Annotated in this window: 21 protein-coding genes and 1 riboswitch; of the genes, 13 read left to right on the top strand and 8 right to left on the bottom strand. The window is 69.3% G+C overall.

Annotated elements, in window-relative coordinates; translation table 11 throughout:
- The first annotated feature begins 42 nt into the window (after window positions 1-42).
- A complete protein-coding gene (gene cyc1, locus OG542_RS13325) occupies window positions 43-1,128 on the top strand; it encodes an epi-isozizaene synthase (RefSeq protein ID WP_328410909.1) in 1,086 nt (361 codons plus the stop codon).
- Window positions 1,125-2,492: a bifunctional albaflavenone monooxygenase/terpene synthase gene (locus OG542_RS13320; RefSeq protein ID WP_328410907.1), complete on the top strand. Its 1,368-nt coding sequence runs from the start codon at window positions 1,125-1,127 to the stop codon at window positions 2,490-2,492. Before cyc1 ends, OG542_RS13320 begins: the two co-directional genes overlap by 4 nt.
- Window positions 2,493-2,505: 13 nt before the next feature.
- On the opposite strand, the gene OG542_RS13315 is transcribed toward OG542_RS13320, so the two are convergent.
- Window positions 2,506-3,468 (bottom strand): GlxA family transcriptional regulator, encoded by a 963-nt coding sequence (locus OG542_RS13315; RefSeq protein ID WP_328410905.1) that lies wholly within the window; start codon window positions 3,466-3,468, stop codon window positions 2,506-2,508.
- A 93-nt stretch (window positions 3,469-3,561) separates the two neighbouring features.
- Between OG542_RS13315 and OG542_RS13310 the strand changes: the two genes are divergently transcribed.
- Window positions 3,562-3,813, top strand: coding sequence for a hypothetical protein (locus OG542_RS13310; RefSeq protein ID WP_328410903.1), 252 nt, complete (start codon window positions 3,562-3,564; stop codon window positions 3,811-3,813).
- Here OG542_RS13310 and OG542_RS13305 read toward each other — a convergent pair.
- Window positions 3,726-4,751 (bottom strand): ribonucleotide-diphosphate reductase subunit beta, encoded by a 1,026-nt coding sequence (locus OG542_RS13305; protein ID WP_311127674.1) that lies wholly within the window; start codon window positions 4,749-4,751, stop codon window positions 3,726-3,728. The two genes, OG542_RS13310 and OG542_RS13305, sit on opposite strands and share 88 nt — an antisense overlap.
- Window positions 4,751-7,108 (bottom strand): ribonucleoside-diphosphate reductase subunit alpha, encoded by a 2,358-nt coding sequence (locus OG542_RS13300; RefSeq protein WP_328410900.1) that lies wholly within the window; start codon window positions 7,106-7,108, stop codon window positions 4,751-4,753. The genes OG542_RS13305 and OG542_RS13300 overlap by 1 nt, the downstream gene beginning before the upstream one ends.
- 123 nt (window positions 7,109-7,231) lie before the next feature.
- A riboswitch (cobalamin riboswitch) is annotated at window positions 7,232-7,371 on the bottom strand.
- A gap of 231 nt (window positions 7,372-7,602) precedes the next feature.
- On the opposite strand from OG542_RS13300, the gene OG542_RS13295 reads away from it, so the two are divergent.
- Window positions 7,603-11,220: an NACHT domain-containing protein gene (locus tag OG542_RS13295; RefSeq protein WP_328410898.1), complete on the top strand. Its 3,618-nt coding sequence runs from the start codon at window positions 7,603-7,605 to the stop codon at window positions 11,218-11,220.
- A gap of 64 nt (window positions 11,221-11,284) precedes the next feature.
- On the opposite strand, the gene mctP is transcribed toward OG542_RS13295, so the two are convergent.
- The 3 genes from mctP to OG542_RS13280 all read right to left on the bottom strand — a co-directional run bounded on the left by mctP (window position 11,285) and on the right by OG542_RS13280 (window position 14,066).
- Window positions 11,285-12,913, bottom strand: a complete 1,629-nt coding sequence (gene mctP, locus OG542_RS13290; RefSeq protein WP_193481040.1) for a monocarboxylate uptake permease MctP — start codon at window positions 12,911-12,913, stop codon at window positions 11,285-11,287.
- Entirely contained in the window at window positions 12,910-13,164 is a 255-nt protein-coding gene (locus OG542_RS13285) for a DUF3311 domain-containing protein (RefSeq protein WP_261681529.1), read from the bottom strand. Before OG542_RS13285 ends, mctP begins: the two co-directional genes overlap by 4 nt.
- A gap of 137 nt (window positions 13,165-13,301) precedes the next feature.
- Window positions 13,302-14,066: a GntR family transcriptional regulator gene (locus tag OG542_RS13280; protein WP_193481038.1), complete on the bottom strand. Its 765-nt coding sequence runs from the start codon at window positions 14,064-14,066 to the stop codon at window positions 13,302-13,304.
- Between the two features lie 314 nt (window positions 14,067-14,380).
- Here OG542_RS13280 and OG542_RS13275 point away from each other — a divergent pair, with 314 nt between their 5' ends.
- The 6 genes from OG542_RS13275 (at window position 14,381) to OG542_RS13250 (ending at window position 19,988) form a co-directional block, all read left to right on the top strand.
- Complete coding sequence (locus OG542_RS13275; RefSeq protein ID WP_328410895.1) at window positions 14,381-15,661, top strand: extracellular solute-binding protein; 1,281 nt, start codon at window positions 14,381-14,383, stop codon at window positions 15,659-15,661.
- A gap of 72 nt (window positions 15,662-15,733) precedes the next feature.
- The gene (locus OG542_RS13270; protein ID WP_328410893.1) at window positions 15,734-16,720 is read left to right on the top strand and encodes a carbohydrate ABC transporter permease; all 987 of its coding nucleotides are present in this window, start codon (window positions 15,734-15,736) and stop codon (window positions 16,718-16,720) included.
- A complete protein-coding gene (locus tag OG542_RS13265; RefSeq protein WP_311127681.1) occupies window positions 16,717-17,559 on the top strand; it encodes a carbohydrate ABC transporter permease in 843 nt (280 codons plus the stop codon). Before OG542_RS13270 ends, OG542_RS13265 begins: the two co-directional genes overlap by 4 nt.
- 9 nt (window positions 17,560-17,568) lie before the next feature.
- On the top strand, window positions 17,569-19,161 hold the full coding sequence (locus OG542_RS13260) for a glycoside hydrolase family 3 protein (protein WP_328410891.1): 1,593 nt from the start codon (window positions 17,569-17,571) through the stop codon (window positions 19,159-19,161).
- 30 nt (window positions 19,162-19,191) lie between these two features.
- The gene (locus OG542_RS13255; protein ID WP_184590604.1) at window positions 19,192-19,440 is read left to right on the top strand and encodes a helix-turn-helix transcriptional regulator; all 249 of its coding nucleotides are present in this window, start codon (window positions 19,192-19,194) and stop codon (window positions 19,438-19,440) included.
- Window positions 19,437-19,988, top strand: coding sequence for a hypothetical protein (locus OG542_RS13250; protein WP_328410889.1), 552 nt, complete (start codon window positions 19,437-19,439; stop codon window positions 19,986-19,988). Before OG542_RS13255 ends, OG542_RS13250 begins: the two co-directional genes overlap by 4 nt.
- 14 nt (window positions 19,989-20,002) lie before the next feature.
- Here OG542_RS13250 and nagB read toward each other — a convergent pair whose 3' ends face one another.
- Window positions 20,003-20,788, bottom strand: coding sequence for a glucosamine-6-phosphate deaminase (gene nagB, locus OG542_RS13245; RefSeq protein WP_328410887.1), 786 nt, complete (start codon window positions 20,786-20,788; stop codon window positions 20,003-20,005).
- A gap of 247 nt (window positions 20,789-21,035) precedes the next feature.
- Between nagB and OG542_RS13240 the strand changes: the two genes are divergently transcribed.
- Window positions 21,036-22,109 carry an SIS domain-containing protein gene (locus OG542_RS13240; RefSeq protein ID WP_311127685.1) on the top strand — a complete coding sequence of 358 codons (1,074 nt, stop codon included), beginning with the start codon at window positions 21,036-21,038 and terminating at the stop codon, window positions 22,107-22,109.
- Window positions 22,110-22,184: 75 nt separating this feature from the next.
- Here OG542_RS13240 and OG542_RS13235 read toward each other — a convergent pair whose 3' ends face one another.
- A complete protein-coding gene (locus tag OG542_RS13235) occupies window positions 22,185-22,937 on the bottom strand; it encodes an SDR family oxidoreductase (RefSeq protein ID WP_328410885.1) in 753 nt (250 codons plus the stop codon).
- Between the two features lie 88 nt (window positions 22,938-23,025).
- Between OG542_RS13235 and OG542_RS13230 the strand changes: the two genes are divergently transcribed.
- Both OG542_RS13230 and OG542_RS13225 read left to right on the top strand, forming a co-directional pair.
- Window positions 23,026-23,754: a TetR/AcrR family transcriptional regulator gene (locus tag OG542_RS13230; protein ID WP_408057752.1), complete on the top strand. Its 729-nt coding sequence runs from the start codon at window positions 23,026-23,028 to the stop codon at window positions 23,752-23,754.
- 378 nt (window positions 23,755-24,132) lie between these two features.
- A complete protein-coding gene (locus OG542_RS13225; RefSeq protein ID WP_328417889.1) occupies window positions 24,133-25,599 on the top strand; it encodes a sensor histidine kinase in 1,467 nt (488 codons plus the stop codon).
- Window positions 25,600-25,643 lie beyond the last annotated feature (44 nt).

Here is a 25,643-nt window from a genome sequence, read left to right as displayed (position 1 = left end):
GAGGGGCGCCCGCGCCAACAGGCGGCCGAGAGGGGTTAGTTCGTGCATGCTTTGTCACACGGCACCACATCGACACCGACCACCATCGTAGTTCCACCGTCGCTCTCTCTCCCGGTGATCGAGGCGGCGTTTCCCCGGCAACTCCACCCGTATTGGCCGAAGTGCCAGGAGAAGACCCGGGCCTGGCTGCTCGAAAAGCGGCTCATGCCTGCGGACAAGGTGGAGGAATATGCCGACGGCCTTTGCTACACCGACCTCATGGCCGGGTACTACATCGGCGCCTCCGACGAGGTCCTCCAGGCGATCGCGGACTACAGCGCCTGGTTCTTCGTCTGGGACGACCGGCACGACCGCGACATCGTGCACGACCGTCCGGTCGCCTGGCGGCGGCTGCGGGACCGGCTGCACGCGGCCCTCGACTTCCCCGGGGCGCACCTGCACCACGAGGACTCACTGGTCGCCGGGTTCGCGGACAGCGTGCTGCGGCTGTACGCCTTCCTGCCGAGGACGTGGAACCTCCGGTTCGCCCGGCACTTCCACGCGGTGGTCGACGCATACGACCGGGAGTTCCACAATCGCACCCACGGAATCGTGCCCACGGTCGACGAATATCTCCGGTTGCGCCGGCTCACCTTCGCTCACTGGATATGGACGGATCTGCTGGAGCCGACTGCGGGATGCGAACTACCCGACGCCGTGCGGAAACACCCGGCATATCGGCGGGCGGCGCTGCTGAGCCAGGAGTTCGCCGCCTGGTACAACGACCTCTGCTCCCTTCCGAAGGAAATAGCGGGCGACGAGGTGCACAATCTCGGAATCAGTCTCATCACCCATGAGGGGCTGACACTGGAACAGGCGGTCACGGAAGTCAGACGCCGTGTCGAGAACTCCATAACGGAATTTCTCGACGTCGAACAGGAAGCATTACGGTTCGCCGACGACCTCGCCGACGGCACCGTGCGGGGAAAGGAACTGAGCGCCGCCGTGCGGGCCTGTCTGAGCAATATGCGCAACTGGTTCAGTTCCGTCTACTGGTTCCACCACGAGTCCGGCCGGTACATGGTCGACAGCTGGGACGACCGGTCCACGCCCCCGTACGTCAACAACGAAGCGGCAGGTGAGAAATGACCGTCGAGTCTGTGCGGCCCGGAGCCCTGGCTCCGGATCTGCGTGAGCCGCCCCGGGCGGGCGGCGGTGTCCCGGGCCTCGGCCACGGCTGGAAGCTCGTGCGCGACCCGCTGGCGTTCATGTCCCGGCTGCGCGACCACGGAGACGTGGTCCGCCTGAAGCTGGGGCCGAAGACCGTGTACGCCGTCACCACCCCGGACCTCACCGGCGCACTGGCGCTGAGCAACGACTTCATCATCGCCGGGCCGCTCTGGGAGTCCCTGGAGGGCCTGCTCGGAAAGGAGGGAGTGGCCACGGCGAACGGGCCGCGGCACCGGCGCCAGCGGCGCACCATCCAGCCCGCCTTCCGGCTCGACGCCATCCCCGCCTACGGGCCGATCATGGAGGAGGAGGCGCACGCGCTGACCGAGCGCTGGAAGCCCGGCGAGACCGTCGACTGCACCTCCGAGTCCTTCCGGGTGGCCGTGCGCATCGCGGCCCGCTGTCTGCTGCGCGGCGACTACATGGACGAGCGGGCGGAGCGGTTGTGCGTCGCGCTCGCCACTGTCTTCCGCGGGATGTACCGGCGGATGGTGGTCCCGCTCGGGCCGCTCTACAAGCTGCCGCTCCCGGCCAACCGCGAATTCAACCGTGCATTGGCCGATTTGCATCTCCTGGTCGACGAGATCGTGGCCGAGCGCCGGGCATCCGGTCAAAAGCCGGACGATTTGCTGACGGCATTGCTGGAGGCGAAGGACGAGAATGGCGACCCCATCGGGGAACAGGAGATCCACGATCAGGTCGTCGCGATCCTCACCCCCGGCAGCGAAACCGTCGCCTCCACGATCATGTGGCTGTTGCATATGCTCGCGGAACACCCTGAACAGGCGGACCGGGTGCGTGACGAAGTAGAAGCCGTCACCGGTGGGAGGCCGGTGGCATTCGGGGACGTCCGGGGACTCAGGCACACCAACAATGTCGTCGTCGAGGCCCTGCGTTTGCGCCCCGCCGTCTGGATTCTGACGCGCCGGGCGGTACGGGACACGGAACTCGGCGGATACCGGATTCCGGCCGGGGCGGACATCGTATACAGCCCGTACGCGATCCAGCGCGACGCGAAGTCGTACGAGCGGAACCTGGAGTTCGACCCCGATCGCTGGCTGCCGGACCGGGTCAAGGACATCCCGAAGCACGCCATGAGCCCGTTCAGCGTCGGCAACCGCAAGTGCCCGAGCGACCACTTCTCGATGGCCCAGCTGACGCTGATCACGGCGGCGCTGGCCTCCAGGTACCGCTTCGAGCAGGTGGCCGGTTCGAACGACGGCACGCGCGTCGGCATCACGCTCCGGCCGCACGAGCTGCTGCTGCGGCCGGTGCCGAGGTGACAGGCGGTGATCGTCAGGCCGCTTCGGGGCCCCTGAACGTGCGCCGGTAGGCGTTCGGCGTGGTCCCGACCGACCGGACGAAGTGGTGGCGCAGTGTGGCCGCGTTGCCGAACCCCGTTCGGCCGGCGATCGCGTCCATCGTCTCGTCCGTCGCCTCCAGCAGCCGCTGGGCCAGCAGCACCCGCTGGCGCAGGACCCAGCGGTAGGGAGTCGTCCCGGTCTCCTGCTGGAAGCGGCGGGCGAACGTGCGCGGGGACATGTGGGCGTGGGCGGCCAACTGCTCGACGGTGACCTCTTCGTCGAGGTGGCGTTCCATCCACGCCAGCACGTCGCCGATCGTGTCGCCCTCGGAGTGCGGCAGCGGGCGCTCGATGTACTGGGCCTGGCCCCCGTCACGGTGCGGCGGCACCACCATCCGCCGGGCGATCTTGTTGGCGACCTCGGTGCCCTGCTCCTTGCGCACCAGGTGGAGGCAGGCGTCGATCCCCGCGGCCGTGCCGGCGGAGGTGATCACCGGGTCCTCGTCGACGTAGAGCACGTCCGGCTCCACGACCGCCCGGGGGTACTGCCGGGCGAGGGCCCGCGCGTGCTTCCAGTGCACGGCGCAGCGGCGGTCGTCCAGCAGCCCGGCAGCGGCCAGCACGAAGGCGCCGGAGCAGACGCTGAGCACCCGGGCGTCGCGGGCGACCCCGCGCCGCAGGGCGTCCAGCAGCTCCGGCGGGAACTCACGGGACGCGTAGCCGTGCCCGGCCGGCACCGCGATCAGATCGGCCGTCTCCAGCCGCTCCAAGCCGTGCTCGACCTGTACCGAGACGCCCGAGTTCATGCGCAGCGACGGGCCCTCGGCCGAGGCGACCGCGAAATCGTAGACCGGCAGGCCGTCGTCACTGCGGTCGGTGCCGAAGACCTCGCACACCACACCGAGTTCGAAGGGGTTCACGCCGTCGAGCAGAACGACGGCCACGTTCTGGAGCATGTCTCCAGTGTGCCTCGCCCGTGGCAGTAATTCGAGGGTCCACGGCAGTACTGCCACTGACGGTAAGGAGTCATCGGCGCGACAGTGGTGTCCATGGAAACGAACCAGGTACAGACACTCATCGCCATGATCTTCGTACTGGGGACGCTGGTCCTCCTGGTCCTCCCGTCAGTGATCGGCATCGTGCGCGACAGGCGCGTCGACCGTCAGATCTGGGAGGCCCAGGAGGCCCAGGAGGCCCGGGAGAGCGAGTGGGCTCAGAAGTCCTCGTCCAGGTCGACGGTGCCCTCCACCGCCACCTGGTACGCCGAGGGCCGCCGCTCGAAGAAGTTTGTCAGCTCCTGAACCCCCTGGAGCTCCATGAAGGAGAAGGGGTTCTCGGAGCCGTACACCGGAGCGAAGCCGAGCCGGGTGAGCCGCTGGTCGGCGACGCACTCCAGGTACTGCCGCATCGACTCGGTGTTCATGCCCGGGAGGCCGTCACCGCACAGGTCGCGCGCGAACTGCAGCTCGGCCTCGACGGCCTCCCGCAGCATGTCCGTGACCTGCTGCTCGAGCTGGTCGTCGAACAGCTCCGGCTCCTCCTTGCGGACGGTGTCGACCACGTCGAAGGCGAAGGACATGTGCATCGTCTCGTCACGGAACACCCAGTTGGTGCCGGTGGCCAGGCCGTGCAGCAGGCCCCGGCTGCGGAACCAGTAGACGTAGGCGAAGGCACCGTAGAAGAACAGGCCCTCGATGCACGCGGCGAAGCAGATCAGGTTCAGCAGGAAACGGCGGCGGTCGGCCTGGGTCTCCAGCCGGTCGAGCTTGTCCACCCCCTCTGTTCCATCAAATGCAGCCATCCACTTGAAGCAGAACCCGGCCTTCTCGCGGATGGAGGGGATGTTCTCCACCGCGTCGAAGGCGGCGGCGCGGTCCTCCGGGTCGGGGAGATAGGTGTCGAGGAGCGTCAGGTAGAACTGGACGTGGACGGCCTCCTCGAACAGCTGCCGGCTCAGATACAGCCGCGCCTCGGGGGAGTTGATGTGCTTGTACAGCGTCAGCACCAGGTTGTTCGCGACGATCGAGTCGCCGGTGGCGAAGAACGCGACCAGCCGGCCGATCAGGTGCTGCTCCGCCGGGGACAGCTTGGCGAGGTCGGCGACGTCCGAGTGGAGGTCGACCTCCTCCACGGTCCAGGTGTTCTTGATGGCGTCCCGGTAGCGCTCGTAGAAGTCCGGGTAGCGCATGGGGCGCAGGGTGAGCTCGAAGCCGGGGTCGAGAAGGTTCTGGGTGCTCATTACTGGCAGGCCTCGCAGGACTCGGGGTTTTCCAGGGAGCAGGCGACCGCTTCGGGATCCGGGGTGGCCTGCACGGGGACAGTGGCCTGTGCCGCGCGGGCGATGCGGGTCGCCGGGCGCGAGCGCAGGTAGTACGTCGTCTTCAGCCCGGCCTTCCAGGCGTACGCGTACATCGAGGAGAGCTTGCCGATGGTCGGCGTCTCCAGGAACAGGTTCAGGGACTGGGACTGGTCCAGGAACGGAGTCCTGGCCGCCGCCATGTCGATCAGGCCGCGCTGCGGGACCTCCCACGCCGTGCGGTAGAGCGCCCGTACGTCCTCGGGGATCCAGGCGAACTCCTGCACCGAGCCGTTCGCCTCGCGCAGCGCCTCCCGGCTGCGGGCGTCCCACACGCCGAGCCGCTTCAGCTCGTCCACCAGGTAGGAGTTGACCTGGAGGAACTCACCCGACAGCGTCTCGCGCTTGAACAGGTTGGACACCTGCGGCTCGATGCACTCGTACACGCCCGCGATGGAGGCGATGGTGGCCGTGGGCGCGATGGCGAGGAGCAGGGAGTTGCGCATGCCGGTCCCGGCGATGCGCTCGCGCAGGGCCGCCCAGCGCTCGGGCCAGGTCAGCTCCACGTCGTAGTGGTCGGGGTGCAGCACGCCCCGGGCCGTACGGGTCTTCTCCCAGGCCGGCAGCGGGCCGTTGCGCTCGGCGAGGTCGGCGGAGGCCTCGTACGCGGCGAGCATGACGCGCTCGGCGATGCGGGTGGAGAGCGCCTTGGCCTCGGGCGAGTCGAAGGGCAGGCGCAGCTTGAAGAAGACGTCCTGCAGGCCCATGGCCCCGAGGCCGACCGGACGCCACCGGGCGTTGGAGCGGCCCGCCTGCTCCGTCGGGTAGAAGTTGATGTCCACGACCCGGTCGAGGAACGTGACGGCCGTACGGACGGTCTCGTCCAGCCGCTCCCAGTCGAGGTCGCTGGTCGATGTATCGACAAAGGAACCCAGGTTGACCGACCCCAGGTTGCAGACCGCCGTCTCCCCGTCGCTGGTGACCTCCAGGATCTCCGTGCAGAGGTTGGAGGAGTGGACGACGTGGCCCGGCTCGGCCGTCTGGTTGGCGGTGCGGTTGGCGGCGTCCTTGAAGGTCATCCAGCCGTTGCCGGTCTGCGCGAGGGCGCGCATCATGCGGCCGTACAGCTCGCGGGCGGGCAGGGTCTTCTTCGCCAGGCCCTTCGCCTCGGCCGCCCGGTACGCGGCGTCGAACTCCTCGCCCCACAGGTCGACCAGCTCGGGCACGTCCGAGGGGGAGAACAGCGACCACTGCGCGTCGGCGTTCACCCGCCGCATGAACTCGTCCGGCACCCAGTGCGCGAGGTTCAGGTTGTGCGTACGGCGGGCGTCCTCGCCGGTGTTGTCGCGCAGCTCCAGGAACTCCTCGATGTCGGAGTGCCAGGTCTCCAGATAGACCGCGGCCGCACCCTTGCGGCGGCCGCCCTGGTTCACGGCGGCGACCGAGGCGTCGAGGGTCTTCAGGAACGGGACGATGCCGTTGGAGTGGCCGTTGGTGCCGCGGATCAGCGAACCACGAGCACGGATACGGGAGTACGACAGCCCGATGCCGCCCGCGTGCTTCGACAGGCGCGCCACCTGGTGGTACCGGTCGTAGATCGAGTCCAGCTCGTCCTTGGGGGAATCGAGGAGGTAGCAGGACGACATCTGGGGGTGCCGGGTGCCGGAGTTGAAGAGGGTGGGGGAGGAGGGGAGGTAGTCGAGGCGGCTCATGAGCCCGTAGAGGGCGGCGACCTCGTCGACGGACTGTGCCGTGTCGTCCTCGGCGAGGCCGGCGGCGACGCGCAGCATGAAGTGCTGGGGCGTCTCGACGACCTTGCGGGTGATCGGGTGGCGGAGCAGGTAGCGGCTGTGCAGGGTCCGCAGGCCGAAGTAGCCGAAGCGGTCGTCGGCGGCCCGGTCGATCAGCGCGTCGAGCCGGGTGGCGTGCAGGCGCACGAACTCGGCGGTCCGGTCGGCGATCAGGCCCTCTCGGTGGCCGACCGCGACGGACTCGGTGAAGGACGTGACGCCCTGGGAGGCGGCCTCCTCGCGGATGCCGATCGTCAGCAGGCGCGCGGCCAGCCGGGAGTAGGCGGGGTCCTCGGAGATGAGGCCGGCGGCCGACTCCGTCGCGAGCTCGCGCAGCTCCGTCTCGTCCGCCCGCGCGGACCGGCCGCGCAGCGCGGCGGCGGCGACCCGGCCGGGGTCGGCGTCGGGGAGATCGGCGGTCAGCTCGGTCAGGGTCCGCAGCAGCGCGGCACCGGGACCGTCATGCTCTTCTTCGGCGGCTGAGACCGGTTCGGCTGGCGCGATGGTCACGTGGGGCTCTCCCTCGCTCGGCAAGGGGCCTCGCACAGGGCAGGGGGCAGCACACGAGCGCACGCGGCGTCGCGTCCACCGGCCCATTCCACGAGGCCCGGACGTCAGGGCACCCCGGCCGGACGGCCGGGTGCGCTGTCGGCAGGTCCTCGGACTGACTCCCGTGCATGACGTTTCTGGGAACAGACATGCACAAGTACACCGTTGCGGGACAGTTCCGGATTCGCACCGGATTCCCCTGCGGCGACAGCGAGCACGAGCATACATCTTGTGCCGGGTTCCGGTGGCACCCCCAGATGTTGTGTCGCGCGGGTTTCGGAGCGTCAACTGGTAGGTGAGGAGAGTTCACCAAGGGGCCCGGGGGGTACGGCGGCGTTCCTCACGCTTCGCCACCGGGTTGCGGGGCGTGTCGGGAGTGCTTCCATGGAAGTAGGTGCCGACGTCCGCGGTCCTCCGCACTGGGAACCAGCTCGCCCTCGGAGGGAGTACTCACCATGACGAGGGTCGTCCGTCGCACACCGGGCAAGGAGCGGCCGCACAACGCGCCGATGGCCACGCTGGATCTGCGGCGGGCGGCGAGACGGACCAGCCGCGTCGTCCTCGGCCACTGGCACAGCCTGACCATCCGTCTTGAGGCCCGCCGCGGCACCACCCGGCCCAGGAAGTGGCGCAGGTGGTTCTCCTACACCAACGTGCTCCGGATGGTCTGGGCGGTCGGCGCCCTCGTGGTCTTCGGCTGGATCGGGGCCGGCGTACACATGCTGGTCAGCGACCAGACGACCACGGTCGAGAGATGGCAGCAGGAGCCGGGGCTCGACGCCCTGCTCCGTTTCATCGGTCCGGTCCTCACCGCTTCGGTCGCCGCCGCGCTCTTCATGTTCTGGTGGTACAGCTGGAACAAACGGCGATACCTCGTGAAGGCGCGCAAGGACCCGCACAAGCTCGTGCTCACGGCCGGGCAGGACTCCACCGAGATCGTGGGTCGCGAGGAGCTCGCGCAGGTCATCGCCCAACGGCTGAGGCAGCGCAGCACTCGTCGGCCCTATCTGCTCGTGGGCGGTGTCGGCACGGGGAAGACCGCCGTCCTCGTGCGGCTCACCGAACTACTGGCCCAGGAGCGTGCCGTGCCCGTGCCGATCCGGCTGCGGGACGCCGACGGCGGGACCGATCTGAACTTCGAGCGCATGGCCAGGCAGCGTTTCGCCGAGGTGGCGCCGCAGGGCATTCTGGCCCGCACCAAGACCGATCGGGTCTGGCAGCAACTGCTTGCCGACGACAAGCTGGTCGTCATCGCCGACGGACTCGAAGAGGCTCTCCTCGACGGCGGTGTTCAGCAGAACCGGGACAACATCATCCGCTGTGCCATCGAACGCGCTTATGAGGAGCGGCTACCGGTGGTCATCGCCTCCCGGCCGCACAGTCCTCTGGACAGCACGCCCGCCGCGATCGTGGAGCTGGAACCGCTGAGCGAGGAGGAGGCGCTGCAATTCGTCAAAGCCTCCGTACCGGGGACGGACGAGCGCCGTGTGGACTGGATCGTGGAGACGGCGGAGGTGACCGAATCGCCCGTCTACCTGCAGATCGCCCGTGAACTGCACCGGCACGGCGCCCTGGAACGGGACCGTCCGACCGACGACCCGAAGCGTCTGAACACACGCAGCCGGGACCGGAGCACGCTTCGGTTGTGGCTGTTGGACACCTGGGGCCGTGCCTTGCACGAGGGCCGACTGTGTGAGGACGTCGCGCTGACCCCGCAGGAGCGCCGGGACACCCTTGCGGTGGTCTCCGCTCTGGCCTGCGTGGGACTGCTTCAGGACAAGCTGGAAGTGGACTTCGCCGAGTTGCTCGGCCCGGACGTCCAGCCCGGCAGAGTGCGATACGTCGGGGCCGAGGCAGGCCACTTGTGGACCAGGGCGCGCGGCACCGACGGGTACGGCAGCCACGGGAACGCCTTCTCCGAGTGGCACCGGGAACAGATCTGGGCCGCGCTCCGCGCCAGGCTCGGCGACGAGGAGGCGAGGCGGCTGCAGAAGGGGAACATGGCGCAATGTCACGCTGTGCTCGCCCGTCTGGTGGGCAACGCGGACAAGCTCGGGCTGTTGGAGAGCTCCGAGACGAAGGCGCGCTTCCCGCACAGCATCCTGCAGGCCTACTTCGGCTTCCGTCTGCTGAGCCGCATGGAGGAGGCCGACGTCGGCGAGCTGATCGCGCAGGCGCTGCAGTCGCCCGGCCCCGGCCGTGAGTTGCTGGTCGCGGTCGTGTTCATGTCCCGGGGGAGGGTGGGGAGACGTTCGCCCCGAGTCGGCGGCGTCGGGGCCGGGTTCCAGGAGGGGAAGGATGAGCTGTCGCTGAGCAGCCCCGTGCGTGGGCGCGCCCTCTCCGAGCGGCTCTGTGAGGCCGCGCAGCACCGACCGGACGACCCGAAGACCCTCGACCTCTACGCCGCTGCCCTCGAAGTCGAGAGTGTGGAAGCCGACCCCGGACGGCTGGGCGACATCGTCGGGAGGGTGGCGGCCGACTGGTCGGGCATCCAGGGAGATCAGCGCACTCTCGAGGATGCGAAACTGAGGCTGCTCAAGCAACTGGGCGCGGCTTCGCGGGTGGCTTCCAAGAAGATCGACACCACGGCGATGTACGAGAAGATCTTCGAGCTGGGCATCGCTGAGCCCTCGTACTCCATCCGCCTGGCCGTCGCCCAGGAGTTCGGCAGCGGCGGCAACGAGGCGTTCGCCGTGATCCGTGAGCGGGTCGGTCTCAACAGTGACCCCATAGGGGAGTACAACGCCAAGATCCTCGAAATGAAAGCCGAGAACACGAGGGAATTCGAAGCGTGGACCTCGAGAATGGGGCAGGCCAGATCCGCCCGTGCGTCCTCGCCTGCCGCGTCCTTCGAGGCCATCGATCGGCTGCAGATCGAGCGGGAGGAACTCAACCAGCGGTACGAGAACCAACGGGTCGAACTGCTGCGTGAGTTCGTGATGCGGGCCTGGATGCTGCCCATGTTGCTGGGGTCGGTCGACGACTCCCACCGTGGTGAGGCCCGGGAGCGCCTCACCAAATGGCTGCTGCACCTCGACCCGGCCCACACGGACGGCGCCCCCGATATGCCGCTCGCCCTGGAGGCGGCGCTGGCCCAGGGTTTCAAGTACGCGGCCAACCGGCGCCAGCGTCATCCGAACACGGATACCGGCAGAAGCGTGGACCTGATCCGGCAGGCGGAGACCGTACTGCAGCAGACCCGGTGCTGGTACTCGCAGCTCAGCCTGCTTCAGGCGCTGTGCCTGTGGAGGCTTCCGGACCGGCTCGGCCACCATGACCGGGACGGCGACACGGCAGGGCCGAGCGACGATCACCACGCATCGCGCGAGCCGCTCCTGACGATCGGTGGTTCCACCGCCGTGCAGACCGTGCGGCGCTGGCTGGCGATGGCCGGCACGGTGAACGCACCGCCCGGCCCGCCCGGTGCGAACGGCGACTCGCCGCGGCGGCTGCTGCACCCGTTCGTCGCCGAGGCGGGCGATCTGGTGGCCCTCGCCCTGGAGACCGGACAGCCCGAGCGTTTCCTCTGGATCGACGAGAAGGGCGTCGCCGACAACATCGGTTCCCGTGCGGACCACTCCGGCGCCTACCGCAAGCACAACCTGTGGATTCCGCCCTCGGTCGGCTGGAGCACTCTCGACGGGCGGGCCCAACGCCTCGTCGCCGACGTGCTGGTGATGCTGAACCTCATCGACCGGGACGGAAACCCCGACGAGGTCGAGGAGCGCATGGCCCGCGCGGAGCAGTCCGGCATGCCTCTCCCGCCGTGCCTCTGCACGAACCGCGAGCCGCTGCAACCCGGCGCGCGGGTCGGTACCGCGACCCCGCCCGCACCCGGCACCGCATGTCTGCCCGACTGCAAGTTCCAGCTCTGCCCGTACCCTCCCCATGGCTGTGTGCCCCGGGGAGAGATCCGGGAGCCGTTCTGCCGCCAGCAGCAGGCCCTGCTGCCCGGACGCCTGCGCCGCTGGTTCCCCAGGCTGTTGCGCCGGAAGACGCCACCTTGGGTGAGCATGCGCGTCCGTGAGCTGGACCGCTTCTGGCATGCGATGGCCGCACGCACCCGCGACTAGGGCGGCGGCCGGACACGCCAACGGGCCGCCGGGTGCTCTCCCGACGGCCCGTCCTGCGCCGGGATCAGTGCGAGGTGCCCGCCGTGGCCGGCGGCAGCTCCACCTGGACCCCCGGGTCGCCCGCGTCGGCCGTGTAGTCCTCCGGCTTGGTCTCGTCGATGCCGTCGGGGGCCTTGAGGGCCTTCAGGACGAAGGTGAGGACCACCGTCACCACCACGTTCAGGACGAACGCCGTGAGGCCGATGTAGCCGATCTCGCCGATGCCGGGGATCTCCTTCGAGGAGCCGCCGAAGTGCTTCTGGGTCGGCGAGGCGACCCCGTACGCGGCGGCCGTGCCGTAGACCATGCCGACCGCCCAGCCCGCGAGCAGCGCCCAGCGGTGGAACCAGCGAGTGAACAGGCCGCCGACCAGGGCCGGGAAGGTCTGCAGGATCCAGATGCCGCCGAGCAGCTGGAAGTTGATGGCGACGGTCTTGTCCATGGTGAGGACGAAGGCCAGCGCGCCCACCTTCACCAGCAGGGAGACCAGCTTGGATACCTTGGTCTCCTGCGCCGGTGTGGCGTCGGGCTTGATGAAGTCCTTGTAGATGTTGCGGGTGAAGAGGTTCGCGGCCGCGATGGACATGATGGCGGCGGGCACGAGCGCTCCGATGCCGATCGCGGCGAAGGCCACGCCCGCGAACCAGTCCGGGAACATCGTCTCGAACAGCTGCGGGATCGCCAGCTGCCCGTTCTGCACCTTGATCCCGGCCGCGATCGCCATGAAGCCGAGCAGCGCGAGCAGGCCCAGCATCAGCGAGTACAGCGGCAGGATCGTGGTGTTGCGGCGGATCACCTCACGGCTGCGCGAGGACAGCGTCGCCGTGATCGAGTGCGGGTACATGAACAGCGCGAGCGCCGAGCCGAGCGCCAGCGTGGCGTACGTCCACTGCCCCGCCTCCGGCGGCACCAGCGCACCACGCGGCGCGCCCGTCGCCGGGTTGGTCTGGCTGTACGCGTCGCCCGCCTTGGCGAAGATCTCGTCGAAGCCGCCCAGCTTGATCGGGATGTAGATGATCGCCACCGCGATGACGATGTAGATCAGGGTGTCCTTGACGAAGGCGATCAGCGCCGGGGCACGCAGGCCCGACGAGTACGTGTAGGCCGCCAGTACGCCGAACGCGATCAGCAGTGGCAGGTCCTTGATGAACCAGTTGGTGTCCTCGCCGCCGCCGACGCCCATCACGTCCAGCACGGCCTGGATGCCGACGAGCTGGAGCGCGATGTACGGCATGGTCGCGAGGATGCCGGTGACGGCCACGGCCAGCGACAGGCCCTTCGAGCCGAAGCGGCCGCGCACGAAGTCGGAGGTCGTCACGTACCCGTGCTTGTGGGAGACCGACCACAGGCGGGGGAGGAAGGTGAAGATCAGCGGGTAGACCAGGATCGTGTACGGCACCGCGAAGAAGCCGGCCGCGCCCGCCGCGTAGATCGCCGCCGGTACGGCCACGAAGGTGTACGCCGTGTACAGGTCGCCGCCGAGCAGGAACCAGGTGACCCAGGTGCCGAACGACCGGCCGCCCAGGCCCCACTCGTCGAGGCTGTTCTCGTTCTCGGCCTTGCGCCACCGCGAGGCCAGGAAGCCCATGGCCGTGACGAGCAGGAAGAAGAAGATGAAGACGGCGAGTGCGACGCCGTTCACGCCGTCCTTCACCGCGTACCTCCCCGACGGGCGCGCTGGTCACGCTGCCACAGCTTGTAGGCGGTCATCGTCAGCGCGGTGGAGATGAGCACCCACGCCATCTGGTACCAGTAGAAGAACGGGATGCCGATGAAGGCCGGGTCGGTCTTGGCGTAGGAGCCGACCCACAGCATGGCCACGAAGGGCGCTGTGAGGCAGAGGGCGATGACGACGCGCACCGGCGTCACCACCGGTCCTCTACTGGCTTCTGGGGCTTGCGACATCAGGCGGCTCCGTCCCCTCAGTGATCACCTGTGTAATGCGCAGGCAATCTAGGTCAGGGTGCGGCGAGAGCGGAACCCCTCGTCCGCAATGCGGTACCCAATAGAAACCCGGGCTCACCAGCGGTCCGCGGCGTGCGCTACTCGACAGGCCGCTTCAGTCGCGCCACGAACTTGTACCGATCCCCCCGGTACACCGACCGCACCCACTCCACCGGCTGCCCCTCCCGGTCCAGCGAGTGCCGGGACAGCATCAGCATCGGCAGGCCGACGTCCGTGCCGAGCAGGCCGGCCTCGCGCGGGGTGGCCAGCGATGTCTCGATGGTCTCCTCGGCCTCCGCGAGATGGACGTCGTAGACCTCGGCGAGCGCGGTGTACAGGGACGTGTACTTCACCAGCGACCGCCGCAGCGCCGGGAAGCGCTTGGCGGACAGATGCGTGGTCTCGATGGCCATCGGCTCACCGTTGGCCATGCGCAGCCGCTCGATGCGCAGCACGCGTCCGCCGGGCGCGATGTCGAGCAGGCCGGCGAGGCGGTCGTCGGCGGTGATGTAGCCGATGTCCAGCAGCTGCGACGTGGGTTCGAGGCCCTGGGCGCGCATGTCCTCTGTGTACGAGGTCAGTTGCAGCGCCTGGGAGACCTTCGGCTTGGCGACGAACGTGCCCTTGCCCTGGATGCGCTCCAGACGGCCCTCGACGACCAGCTCCTGCAGCGCCTGGCGCACCGTCGTGCGCGAGGTGTCGAACTCCGCGGCCAGCGTGCGCTCGGGCGGTACCGGCGTGCCGGGCGCCTGCGTGTCCGTCATATCGAGCAGGTGCTTCTTCAGGCGGTAGTACTTGGGCACGCGTGCGGTACGGACGGGCGCCCCGCTCTCGTTCTCAGCACTGCTGACGTCGGTGCTCATGCTCCGCCTTCCCGGCTCGGTCCGCCGACACGATCCCACTTGTATACCGTCGGCACCGCTTTTGGTCTAGTCCACCACATCCAGTGGTCTACCCGAAGTATGGCGTGCGCAGTCGGCTTTTCGCTGGCTTATTACTTAAAGGTTCCTGCATATGTAGGTCGCATAACGGCTGGTCAGAGCCTTATCGGGACTCTTGACAGGCCTTCTGGTCCAAGCCAAGCTCCTCCCTACTGGTCTACACCAATGGTCCAGGCCCGGCCCCACGTTCACCGCGAGGAGCCAGGGGGGTTGTGGGCATCCCTGAGGAGGGTGGCGTGAAGCGCAAGCTGATATTCGCGATCGGTATCGCGGGAATGATGGTCTCCATCGCGGCGTGTGGGGGCGAGGGCGGTGGTGCGGACAAGGGCGGCGCGGACGCCAAGGAGCTGACGGTCTGGCTCACCGTCGACGCCCAGAACAACTGGCCGCAGCTCGTGAAGGCCGCCGACGCCGCGGTGCAGAAGAAGCACCCCGGCCTCAAGATCAACCACGAGTACTACGGCTGGCCCGACAAGAACGCCAAGCTCGACGCCGTGCTCGCCACCGACAAGGCCCCCGACGTGGTCGAGATGGGCAACACCGAGATGCTCGGCTACATGGTCAAGGGCGCCTTCGCTCCCCTGGACCCGGCGAAGTTCGACAACTCCGACGCCTGGCTGGACGGCCTCAAGGCCTCGGTGACCTACGAGGACAAGACCTACGGCGTCCCGTACTACGCCGGCGGCCGTGTCGCCAACTGGCGCAAGGACATCGCGGCTTCGGTCGGTGTGAAGACGCCCCCGAAGACGTACAAGGAGCTGACCGCCGCCCTGGACAAGATCCAGAAGAAGCAGGGCGGCAAGTTCAACGCCTGGTACCAGCCCACCCGCGACTGGTACGCGGCCATGTCCTTCGTCTACGACGCCGGCGGCGCCATCGCCACCGAGTCGGGTGGCCAGTGGAAGGCCTCTCTCTCCTCGCCCGAGTCCCTCAAGGGCCTGACGGAGTTCAAGAACGTCGTCGACTCCTACATGCACGGCGACAAGACCAAGGACGAGTCCGACCGCTACATCGTCTACGGCCAGGGCAAGTCCGCCATGATCTTCGCCGCCGCCTGGGAGGGCGCGACCGCCGAGGACCCGAAGAACGACAAGACCGGCAAGCTCAAGGGCAAGCTCGAGAACTTCGTGATGCCCGGCCCGTCCGGCAAGAACATGCCCGTCTTCCTGGGCGGCAGCGACCTGGCGGTGCCGGTGAAGTCCGACGCGCAGGACCTGGCCGCCGAGTGGATCAACGCGTACACCGGCTCCTCCGGGCAGAAGGGCCTGATGGCCAAGGGCAACCTTCCCAACAACAAGATCGACCTCGCGACGCTGAAGAACGACCCGGCGACGGCTGTCCCCGCCACCGCGGCCGAGTCCAACTGGTTCGTCCCGATGGCCCCCGGCTGGGGCCAGGTCGAGAAGGCGCAGATCCTGCAGACCATGCTGCAGAGCATCGGCACCGGCAAGAAGTCGGTCGAAGCCGCCGCCAAGGACGCGGACGCCGCGATCGACAAGGTCATCAACACCAAGTGACCTTCGGGCGGGGCTCCCTGTCGGCGGAGCCCCGCCGTCGTCAAGACCTGAGGGACCGCCGAGGAGCGCGCGATGAGTGCCGCAGACACCACCACCCCTGCCAAGGTGCCGCCACCGCGGCAGGCACCGCCACCCCCTGCCGATGAACCGCCACGGGTGAAGCGGCCGTCGGGCGGGGCCACGGCCCCCTGGCTGCTGCTCGCGCCCTGCCTGCTGATCCTCGCCCTGGTCATGGGCTATCCGCTGGCCCGGCTGGTCACCCTGTCCTTCCAGAAGTTCGGGCAGTCCCAGCTGTGGGGCTTCCAGCCGGCCGAGTCGGTCGGGTTCGACAACTTCGCCAAGGTGCTGGGCGACGGCGAGTTCTGGGCCGTCGTCGTGCGCACCGTCCTCTTCGCGGCCGGGGCCGTCGTCTTCACGATGGTGATCGGCATGGCGCTCGCCCTGCTGCTGCAGCGAGTCTCCGGCTGGCTGAAGGTGCTCATCAACATCGTGCTGGTGGCGAGCTGGGGCATGCCGGTGATCGTGGCGACCACGGTCTTCAAATGGCTCTTCGACTCGGACTACGGCGTCCTCAACGCGCTGCTCAGCAAGCTGCCCGGCGTCGACATGATCGGCCACAACTGGTTCGCCAGTGGGCCCGAGGGCCTGGCCGTGATCATGCTGCTGGTGGTGTGGGGAGCCGTGCCGTTCGTGGTGATCACACTCAGCGCCGGTCTCACCCAGGTCCCGAAGGAACTGGAGGAGGCGGCCCGCCTGGACGGCGCCGGCTCCTGGGGCGTCTTCCGCTACGTCACCCTGCCCGTCCTCAAGCCGATCATCGTGATGCTCACGACCCTGTCGGTCATCTGGGACATGGGCGTCTTCCCGCAGGTGTTCGTCATGCGCAACGGCCACCCGGAGCCGGAGTTCCAGGTCCTCAACACCTACTCCTACGACCGGGCGTTCGTGGTCAACGACTACGCGCAGGGCTCGGCCATCGCGCTGATCACCGTCCTGCTGCTGCTCGGCGTGGTCGCCGTCTACATGCGGCAGATGCTGAAGATCGGAGAGGTCGAATGAGCACGCTCGCCGGAGCCGGCCGCCGCAAGTCGCGGCTCGGCTGGAACCTCCTCGGCCTCCTGGTCTTCCTCGTCGCCGGCTTCCCGCTCTACTGGATGCTCAACACGGCGTTCAAGCCCGCAAAGGACGCCATCGACCCGGACCCGAGCCTGCTGCCCACCGGCATCACCTTCGCCAACTTCGGCCGGGCGCTGGACATCGCCGACTTCTGGGGCCCGGTGGGCCGCAGCCTGGTGGTGTCGCTGGCGGTCGTCGTCATCGGCATGGTCGTCGGGCTGCTGGCCGCGCTCGCCATCTCCCGGTTCGCCTTCCGCGGCCGGAAGATCGTGATCGTGGGCATCCTGGCGGTCCAGATGGTCCCGCTGGTCGCCATGATCATCCCGGTGTTCCTGCTGCTCAACGACCTGGGCCAGTACGACCGGCTGACCGGCCTCATCATCACGTACCTGACCTTCGTCCTCCCGTTCACGGTGTGGACATTGCGCGGCTTCATCGTCAACATCCCGAAGGAACTGGAGGAGGCGGCCATGGTCGACGGCTGCTCCCGCACGGGCGCCTTCCTCCGGGTCGTCTTCCCGCTCCTGGCCCCCGGCATGGTCGCCACCTCGGTCTACGGCTTCATCCAGGCCTGGAACGAGTACCTCTACGCCCTGATGCTGCTCAGCCAGAAGAACCAGACCGCGACCGTCTGGCTCGGCAACTTCACCACCAAGCACGGCACCGAATACGCCCCGATGATGGCCGGCGCCACGATGATGGCCGTGCCCATCGTCGCCCTCTTCCTCCTCGTCCAGCGCAAGATGGCCGCGGGCCTGACCGCGGGCGCCGTGAAGGGATGACCTCACCCGATGACGACACTCGCCAGCGGTGCCGACACGCTCACGCGTGACGCCCTGACGGTTCTCCAGCCCGGCTTCACCGGCACCACCGCCCCCGACTGGCTGCTGCGCCGGCTCGGTGAGGGTCTCGCCTCCGTCGGCCTGTTCGGCCGCAACATCGCCTCGCCCGGCCAACTGGCCGCGCTCACCGCGCAGCTGCGGGCCGAGCGCGACGACGTGCTGGTCGCGATCGACGAGGAAGGCGGTGACGTGACCCGCCTGGAGGTGCGGTCCGGCTCCTCCTTCCCGGGCAACCACGCGCTCGGCGCGGTCGACGACGTCGAGCTGACGCGAGCGGTCGCCCACGAACTGGGCCGCCGCCTCGCCGCCTGCGGCGTGAACCTCAACTGGGCCCCGTCGGCCGACGTGAACTCCAACCCGTCCAACCCGGTGATCGGCGTCCGTTCCTTCGGCGCCGACACCGAACTGGCCGCCCGGCACACCGCGGCCTATGTGACGGGCCTCCAGTCCGCCGGAGTCGCCGCCTGCACCAAACACTTCCCCGGCCACGGCGACACGGCCGTCGACTCCCACCACGCCCTGCCACGCATCGACGTCCCCGCGGACGTGCTGACGGACCGCGAACTGACCCCGTTCCGGGCCGCCGTCGCCGCCGGCACCCGGGCCGTGATGAGCGCCCACATCCTGGTCCCCGCCCTGGACCCCGACCTCCCCGCCACACTCTCCCGGCGCATCCTGACCGGCCTGCTGCGCGGCGAACTCGGCTACGACGGCCTCATCGTCACCGACGGTATGGAGATGCGGGCCATCGCCGGCACCTACGGCATCGAACGCGGCAGCGTCCTCGCCGTCGCCGCCGGCGCCGACGCGATCTGCGTGGGCGGCGGCCTGGCCGACGACGGGACCGTACTGCGGCTGCGGGACGCCCTGGTCGCCGCGGTACGCACGGGCGAACTGCCGGAGGAACGCCTCGCCGACGCCGCAGAGCGGGTACGGGCGCTGGCCCGCTGGGCGGGCACGGCCGACCGCTCACCCGAGGACGCACACGGCGACGACATCGGCCTGCGGGCCGCCCGCCGCGCCCTCACGGTGACCGTCGCGCCGGGCCTTGAGCGCCCGGAGAGCTTCAAACCCCTCACCGAACCGCCCTACGTCGCCGCCCTCACCCCCGTCGCCAACATCGCGGTCGGCGACGAGACCCCGTGGGGCGTCGCCGCGGAGCTCATCCACCTCCTGCCGGGCACCGTGACCGGCAGCTTCTCCGCCGAGGACGGCAAGGACGGCAAGGACGGCAGGGCGGACAAGGGCCGCAGGGCCGCCGAGGACGGCAAGAGCGGGGTGAGCGCCGGACGTGCGGCCCTTCAGGCGGCCGGCCCGCGCCGCATCGTCGCCGTGGTCCGCGACGAACACCGCCACCCCTGGATGGCCTCGGCCCTCGACACCCTGCTGGCGGCCCGCCCCGACACCATCGTGGTCGAGATGGGCGTCCCCCAGGCCGCCCCGCGCGGCGCCCTGCACATCGCCACCCATGGCGCGGCCCGCGTCTGCGGCCGGGCCGCTGCCGAGGTGATCACCGGACTCGCCGGGATCACCGGGTTGTAAGGCTGCATCCGAATGTAGTACTTCTTATACATGAGCGAGCAGGTGCACAACAGGTTGGCCATGGTGCGCGCCGAACGAAAGGTGTCGCGCCAGAGCCTGGCCGAGGCAGTGGGAGCCCACTACCAGACCATCGGCTACATCGAGCGAGGGCAGTACAACCCGAGCCTCGACCTGGCGCTGAAGATCTCCAAGTTCTTCGGCCTGCCGGTCGAGGCCGTGTTCTCCCTCGAACCGTTCCGGCCGCTCACGGACGAGGTCTACGGGAGGAACCAGCCATGACGACGACACGCCTGACCCGCTACGACCGGAGCATGCTGCGGTTGATGAACGACCGCCGCGGCCTGGCGTGGTACGCCACGGCCCCGCGCCGGCGCCTGGCCGTCGCCGCGCACGTCACCCTCACCGTGGCCCTCGGCGGACTGATGACCCACTTCTTCCTCGCCAAGGGCGAGCCGCTGTGGCCCGCCGCCGTGATGGCGGTACTGCTGCTTCCCTGGATGGTCGCGACCGGCATCATCAACGTCGCCACCAGGGGCCTGGTGGAGCTGCGCGAACACGTCCTGGACGAGAGGCAGTCGGTGGAACGCAGCAGGGTCCTGGCCCGCGCTCACCGCATGACGACCCTGCTCCTGGCCGCAGCCGTGATCGCCCTGCTCGCGGCGGGCCTGGCCGACGGCGCAGCCCCGAAGGCCTATGCCGCGCCCCTGCTCATCGCCGTCTTCGTCGTCCACTGGGTGATGCCGCTGTGGGTGGCCGGCCTGCGCGCCCAGGACGAGCCGGCCGAGGACGATGTACTGGAGACCGAGGCCCCCGCGTCCGCGGCGTGACCCGAACAGCACGCCTAGATCCCCTGCCACTCCGGCTTGTTGACGTACGTGTGCCGGAAGTAGTCCGCGAGCTTCAGCTTCGACGCGGCGGCCTCGTCGACGACGACGGTCGCGTGCGGGTGGAGCTGGAGCGCGGACGCGGGGCAGACCGCGGCGACAGGCCCTTCCACGGTCGCCGCGACCGCGTCGGCCTTGCCCTCGCCGGTGGCGAGCAGCACCAGGTGCCGGGCCTCCAGGATGGTGCCGATGCCCTGCGTGATCACGTGATGCGGCACCTGGTCGATGTCGCCGTCGAAGAACCGCGCGTTGTCGATCCGGGTCTGCTCGGTCAGCGTCTTGATCCGGGTCCGCGACGCCAGCGACGAACACGGCTCGTTGAACCCTATGTGCCCGTCGGTCCCGATCCCGAGCAACTGAAGGTCCACACCCCCGGCGTCCGACAGCACCTTGTCGTACGCCTCGCACGCGCCCTGCACATCCTCGGCGGTGCCGTCCGGGCCCGTGAACCGGCTCATCCCGATCCCGAGCGGCTCCAGCACCTCACGCCGCAGCACCGAGCGGTACGACTCCGGATGGTCGGCGGGCAGCCCCACGTACTCGTCGAGCTGCGCGATCCGCGCCCCCGCGATGTCCACGGCACCGGAGCGCACCTTGGCAGCCAGCGCCTCGTACACGGGCAGCGGCGTCGAGCCCGTGGCCACGCCGAGCAGCGCCTCGGGCTTGCGCCGGAGCAGCTGGGCCATGGCCTCGGCGATGAGCTCGCCACCCGCCTCGGCGTCCGGAACGATGACAACTTCCACGCTGGGCCTGCCGATCTGAGAGAAGTGCTCGACTGGGACTGGACCCACAAGGGACCATGTGGTTTAGACCAATCTAACAGAGCGGGGCCGTCGCTCCCAGGGTGTGCGCCCTCGCTCCCGAGCAGGCGGCACAACTGTGCCGACCAGGCCTCCACCAGGTGAACAGTGCCGGTTGCGCGGGGGCGTTCTCCGGCCCGGGGGAGTGAAATGGGAGCTGCAGTCGCCCGCGCCACGGAAGGACTCCGCCATGACCGCCGCCGCAACACCGGACCCCCTCAGCGAGCTCCCGGGCCGGACCATGGCCCGGGAGATGGCGGAGCAGCCCGCCGTCCTGCGCCGGATCCTGGCCGACGGCGCCCCCGTCGTCCGGGACGTGGCACGGCGGATTGCCGCCCGCGCACCCCGCTTCGTCCTGCTGACCGCCCGCGGCACGTCAGACAACGCCGCCCTCTACGCCAAGTACCTTCTGGAGATCCGCCTCGGCCTGCCCTGCGGACTCACCTCGATGTCCACCACCACGGCCTATGGCGCCCGCCCCGACCTCACCGACGTCCTCGTCGTCACCGTCAGCCAGTCCGGCGGCTCCCCGGACCTGGTCGCCTCAACCCGTGCCGCCCGCGAGGCCGGCGCGATCACCCTGGCCGTCACCAACAACCCCGGCTCACCGCTCGCCGACGTCTCCGAGTACCACATCGACATCATGGCCGGACCGGAGAAGGCGCTCCCCGCGACCAAGACCTACACCGCCTCCCTCCTCGCGCTCTACCTGTTCGTCGAGGGCCTGCGCGGCGGCGACGGCGCGCCCGCGCAGGTCCTGCCGGACCTCGCCGAGCAACTGCTCGCCCGGCAGGACGAGGTGCGCACCCTCGCCGCCCGCTACCGCTTCGCCGAGCGCATGGTGATCACCTCACGCGGCTACGGCTACCCCACGGCCAAGGAGGCCGCCCTCAAGCTGATGGAGACCAGCTACATCCCCGCCCTCTCCTACTCCGGCGCCGATCTGCTGCACGGACCGCTCGCCATGGTCGACAACGTCTCCCCGGTCATCGCCGTGGTCACCGACGGCAAGGGCGGCGAAGCGCTCCAGCCCGTCCTCGACCGGCTGCGCGGCCGCGGCGCCGACCTGGTCGTCATCGGCCCCAGGCATCAGGTCGAGCAGGCGTCGGCCGGCTTCGCCCTGCCGACGGACGGCGTGGCCGAAGAGGTCCAGCCCGTTCTGGAGATCATCCCCCTTCAACTCCTCGCCTACGAGGTCACCATCGCCCGCGGCCAGGACCCGGACGCGCCTCGGGCCCTGGCGAAGGTGACGGAGACGCGCTGAACGCGACGGGGACTCGCTGAACACCGGGGGAGTGCCCTCGGCGCTGATCACAGCTGGGTGAACCCGCCCCCTCTTCTAGGTGAGCGAACCCCCCGTCACATCCACCCAGCTCCCCGTCACCCACCGGCCTCCGTCCGAGGCCAGGAACGCCACCACGTCCGCGACCTCGGCGGGCTCGCCCACTCCGCCCAGCGCCGAATACGCCGCGGCCTTCGCCCAGCCGTCGGCACTTCCGTGCAGCAGCGGGGCCGTGTTGTCCGTGTCGATGATCCCCGGCGCCACCGAGTTCACCGTGATGCCCCGAGGGCCCAGCACCTTGGACAGGTCCCGTGAGAAGACGTCCAGCGCGCCCTTCGTCATCGCGTACGCCATGTTGTCCGGCATCGCCGCCGTCCGGGCCAGCCCCGACGAGATGTTGACGACCCGGCCGCCGTCCCGCAGGCGCGTCATGCCGTGCTGGAGTATGAAGAACGGCGCCTTCACGTTCACCGCGAAGACCTTGTCGTACTCCCGCTCTTCCAGCTCCCCGATGGGCCGCGTGTTCCCGATCCCCGCGTTGTTCACAAGGATGTCGAGCCCGTCCGCGTGTCGGTCGAACTCCTCCCACAGCGCCTCGGCGTCGCCCGGCACGCCCAGTTCCACGCCCACTGTGAACGCCGAGCCGCCCGCCGCCTCGATCGCCGCGACCGTCTCCTTCGCCGCCGTCTCGTTCCTGCCGTAGTGCACCGCGACCCGCGCGCCGTCGCGCCCCAGTCGCTCGGCGATCCCTCGGCCGATGCCCCTGCTCGCTCCCGTGACGAGTGCCGTTTTGCCCGTGAGCACGCCCATGGCTGCTCCCCCTTCGCATTTCTCTAGCGGTCGCTACAGAAAGGACCGTACCGCAGCCCGGCGACATTTTTCTAGTGCCCGCTATAAAATGCACTCCATGGTGAACGACGAGGGGACCGCGAGGGCCGAGAGGCGCGGAACCGCGAAGGCCCGCAGGAGCGAGACGGCTGACGTGCCGGGGGCGGGGACGGCCGCAGAAGGCAGGGCCAAGGCCAGGCGCCGCGGCCGCCCCCGCTCCTTCGATCGCGAGACCGCACTGGAGAAGGCCCTCCTGGCCTTCTGGGAGCACGGTTATGAGGCCACGTCCGTCTCCGATCTCACGCGCGTCATGGGCATCGGCGCCCCCAGCCTCTACGCGGCCTTCGGTGACAAGCGCTCCCTCTTCGAGGAGGCCGTCCGCGTCTACGGCACGGAGCACGGCTCCTTCGCCGACCGCGCCCTCGCCGAGGAGCCCACCGCCCGGGCCGCTGTCGAGCGCACGCTGCGCGAGGCCGCCACGGCGTACACGGAACCCGGCCACCCGCACGGCTGCCTCGTCGTCCACGCAGCCACGAACTGCTCGGACGCCGAGGTCGAGCAGTCGCTGCGGGACCGCCGCAACGCCAACATCGCCGCGTTCGAGAGCCGCATCAGGGCCGATGCCGCCGCCGGCGTGCTGCCCTCGGGCACCGACGCCGCCGCCCTGGCCCGCCACGTCGGAGCGATGATCCAGGGCATGTCACAACAGGCGCGGGACGGGGCGAGCCGGGAGGAACTGGAGGCGGTCGCGGCAATTGCCATGACCATCTGGCCCCGCACAGGAACTCACACGGGTTAGGCTGCGTGCTGGACGTCAGTACGTCCGAATCGCGGGAGACGGAACAACAACGAACAGCCTCCAACGCATGGACACCCCCTAGTGGTCTAGTCCACAATGCGTACGAAGGCGCTTGCGAAGCGCGTACAAGCCTCCGTTCTCCCCGCACAGGAGGACGGACCGAGGAACCGAGGCTCTCTGCCCTGACTGCCCCGGGTCCTCACCCTTCGGCCGAACGGGACCGCACACCCCACGGCCGATGCTGCTCCGGGCTGCGGTGCCGGGAGGGTTGAGGGTCCCTCTCAGGCGCCGCGGCCCGCGGGTGTTTCCGGGCCCGTACGGGATCCGAACATTTCAGAGCCGTACAAACCCCCGGGTACGCTCGCACACGTGCCCTCCATGAACGAACTCGTACGCCAGCACACCGCCCTCGACGACACCGATCTCGAGTGGCTGCACCTGCTGGTCTCGGAGTGGCAGTTGCTCTCCGACCTCTCCTTCGCCGACCTGGTCCTGTGGGTCCCCACCAGCGACGGCACCCGGTACGTCTCGGTCGCCCAGATGCGGCCCAACACCGGCCCGACCTCGTACCAGGACGACATGGTGGGTCACCTCGTCCCGCGAGGCCGCCGCCCCATGCTGGACGCCGCCCTCGACGAGGGCCGCATCGTGCGCGAGGGTGACCCCGAGTGGCGCGAAGAGGTTCCCGTCCGGGTCGAGTCGATCCCCGTGCGGCGGGAGGGACGCGTTCTCGGCGTCATCGCGCGCAACACCAACCTCCTCACCGTGCGCACCCCGAGCCGCCTGGAGCTCACCTACCTGCAGAGCGCTTCCGACCTGGCACAGATGATCGCGGCCGGCTCCTTCCCGTTCGCGAACCAGCAGCTCGACATGGACGCCTTGCCCCGCGTCGGCGACGGCCTGATCCGGCTCGACGCCGATGCCATCGTCCAGTACGCCTCACCGAACGCCCTCTCCGCCTACCACCGTCTCGGCCTCGCCTCCGACCTAGTCGGCCAGCACCTGGGCAGGACCACCGCCGAACTCGCCCCGACCCGGGGACCGGTGGACGAGGCGCTCGCCAAGGTCGCCAGCGGCTGGGCGCCGCGCGAGTTCGAGATCGAGGCCAGCGACGGGGTCATCCAGTTCCGCGCGATCCCCCTCAGCCCCAAGGGCACCCGCATCGGCTCGCTGGTCCTGCTCCGTGACGTCACCGAACTCCGCCGCCGCGAACGCGAGTTGATCACCAAGGACGCGACGATCCGGGAGATCCACCACCGGGTCAAGAACAACCTCCAGACGGTGGCGGCCCTGCTCCGTCTCCAGGCCCGGCGCATCGAGTCCGACCGCGGCCGTGAGGCCCTCGAAGAAGCGGTGCGACGCGTCGGCTCGATTGCGATCGTGCACGAGACGCTCTCTCAGAACCTGGACGAGCGCGTCGAGTTCGACGACATCGCCGACCGTGTCCTGGCCATGGTCGCGGAAATCTCCCCGGGCAAGGTCACGGGCCGGCGCACCGGCCGCTTCGGCATCCTCGACGCCGAGGTCGCCACGCCGTTGTCGATGGTGCTGACCGAGGTTCTGCAGAACGCCCTGGAGCACGGCTTCCGCGAGGGCGACAGCGGCACGGTCGAGGTGTCGGCGATCCGCGGCGGCACGACCAAGGAGGCCCGACTGCTGGTCACCGTCCAGGACGACGGAGTCGGCTTGCCTGAGGGCTTCGATCCGCACACCGCGGGCAACCTCGGCCTGCAGATCGTACGGACCCTGGTGGAGGGCGAGTTGGGCGGCACCTTCGACATGGTCCCGGCACCGGAGCGCGGTACCCGCGTGATCCTCGACATCCCGGTGCCGTCACAGAAGTAGGAAACGGCCGACGGCCCTCAGCCGAAAGCCTCCTGAACAGCGAT

The organism is Streptomyces violaceus (assembly GCF_036014075.1).
GTDB classification, from domain to species: Bacteria; Actinomycetota; Actinomycetes; order Streptomycetales; family Streptomycetaceae; genus Streptomyces; species Streptomyces violaceus.
The sequence above is the reverse complement of the archived record's forward strand: the minus strand, read 5'-3'. Positions and strand labels throughout refer to the sequence as shown.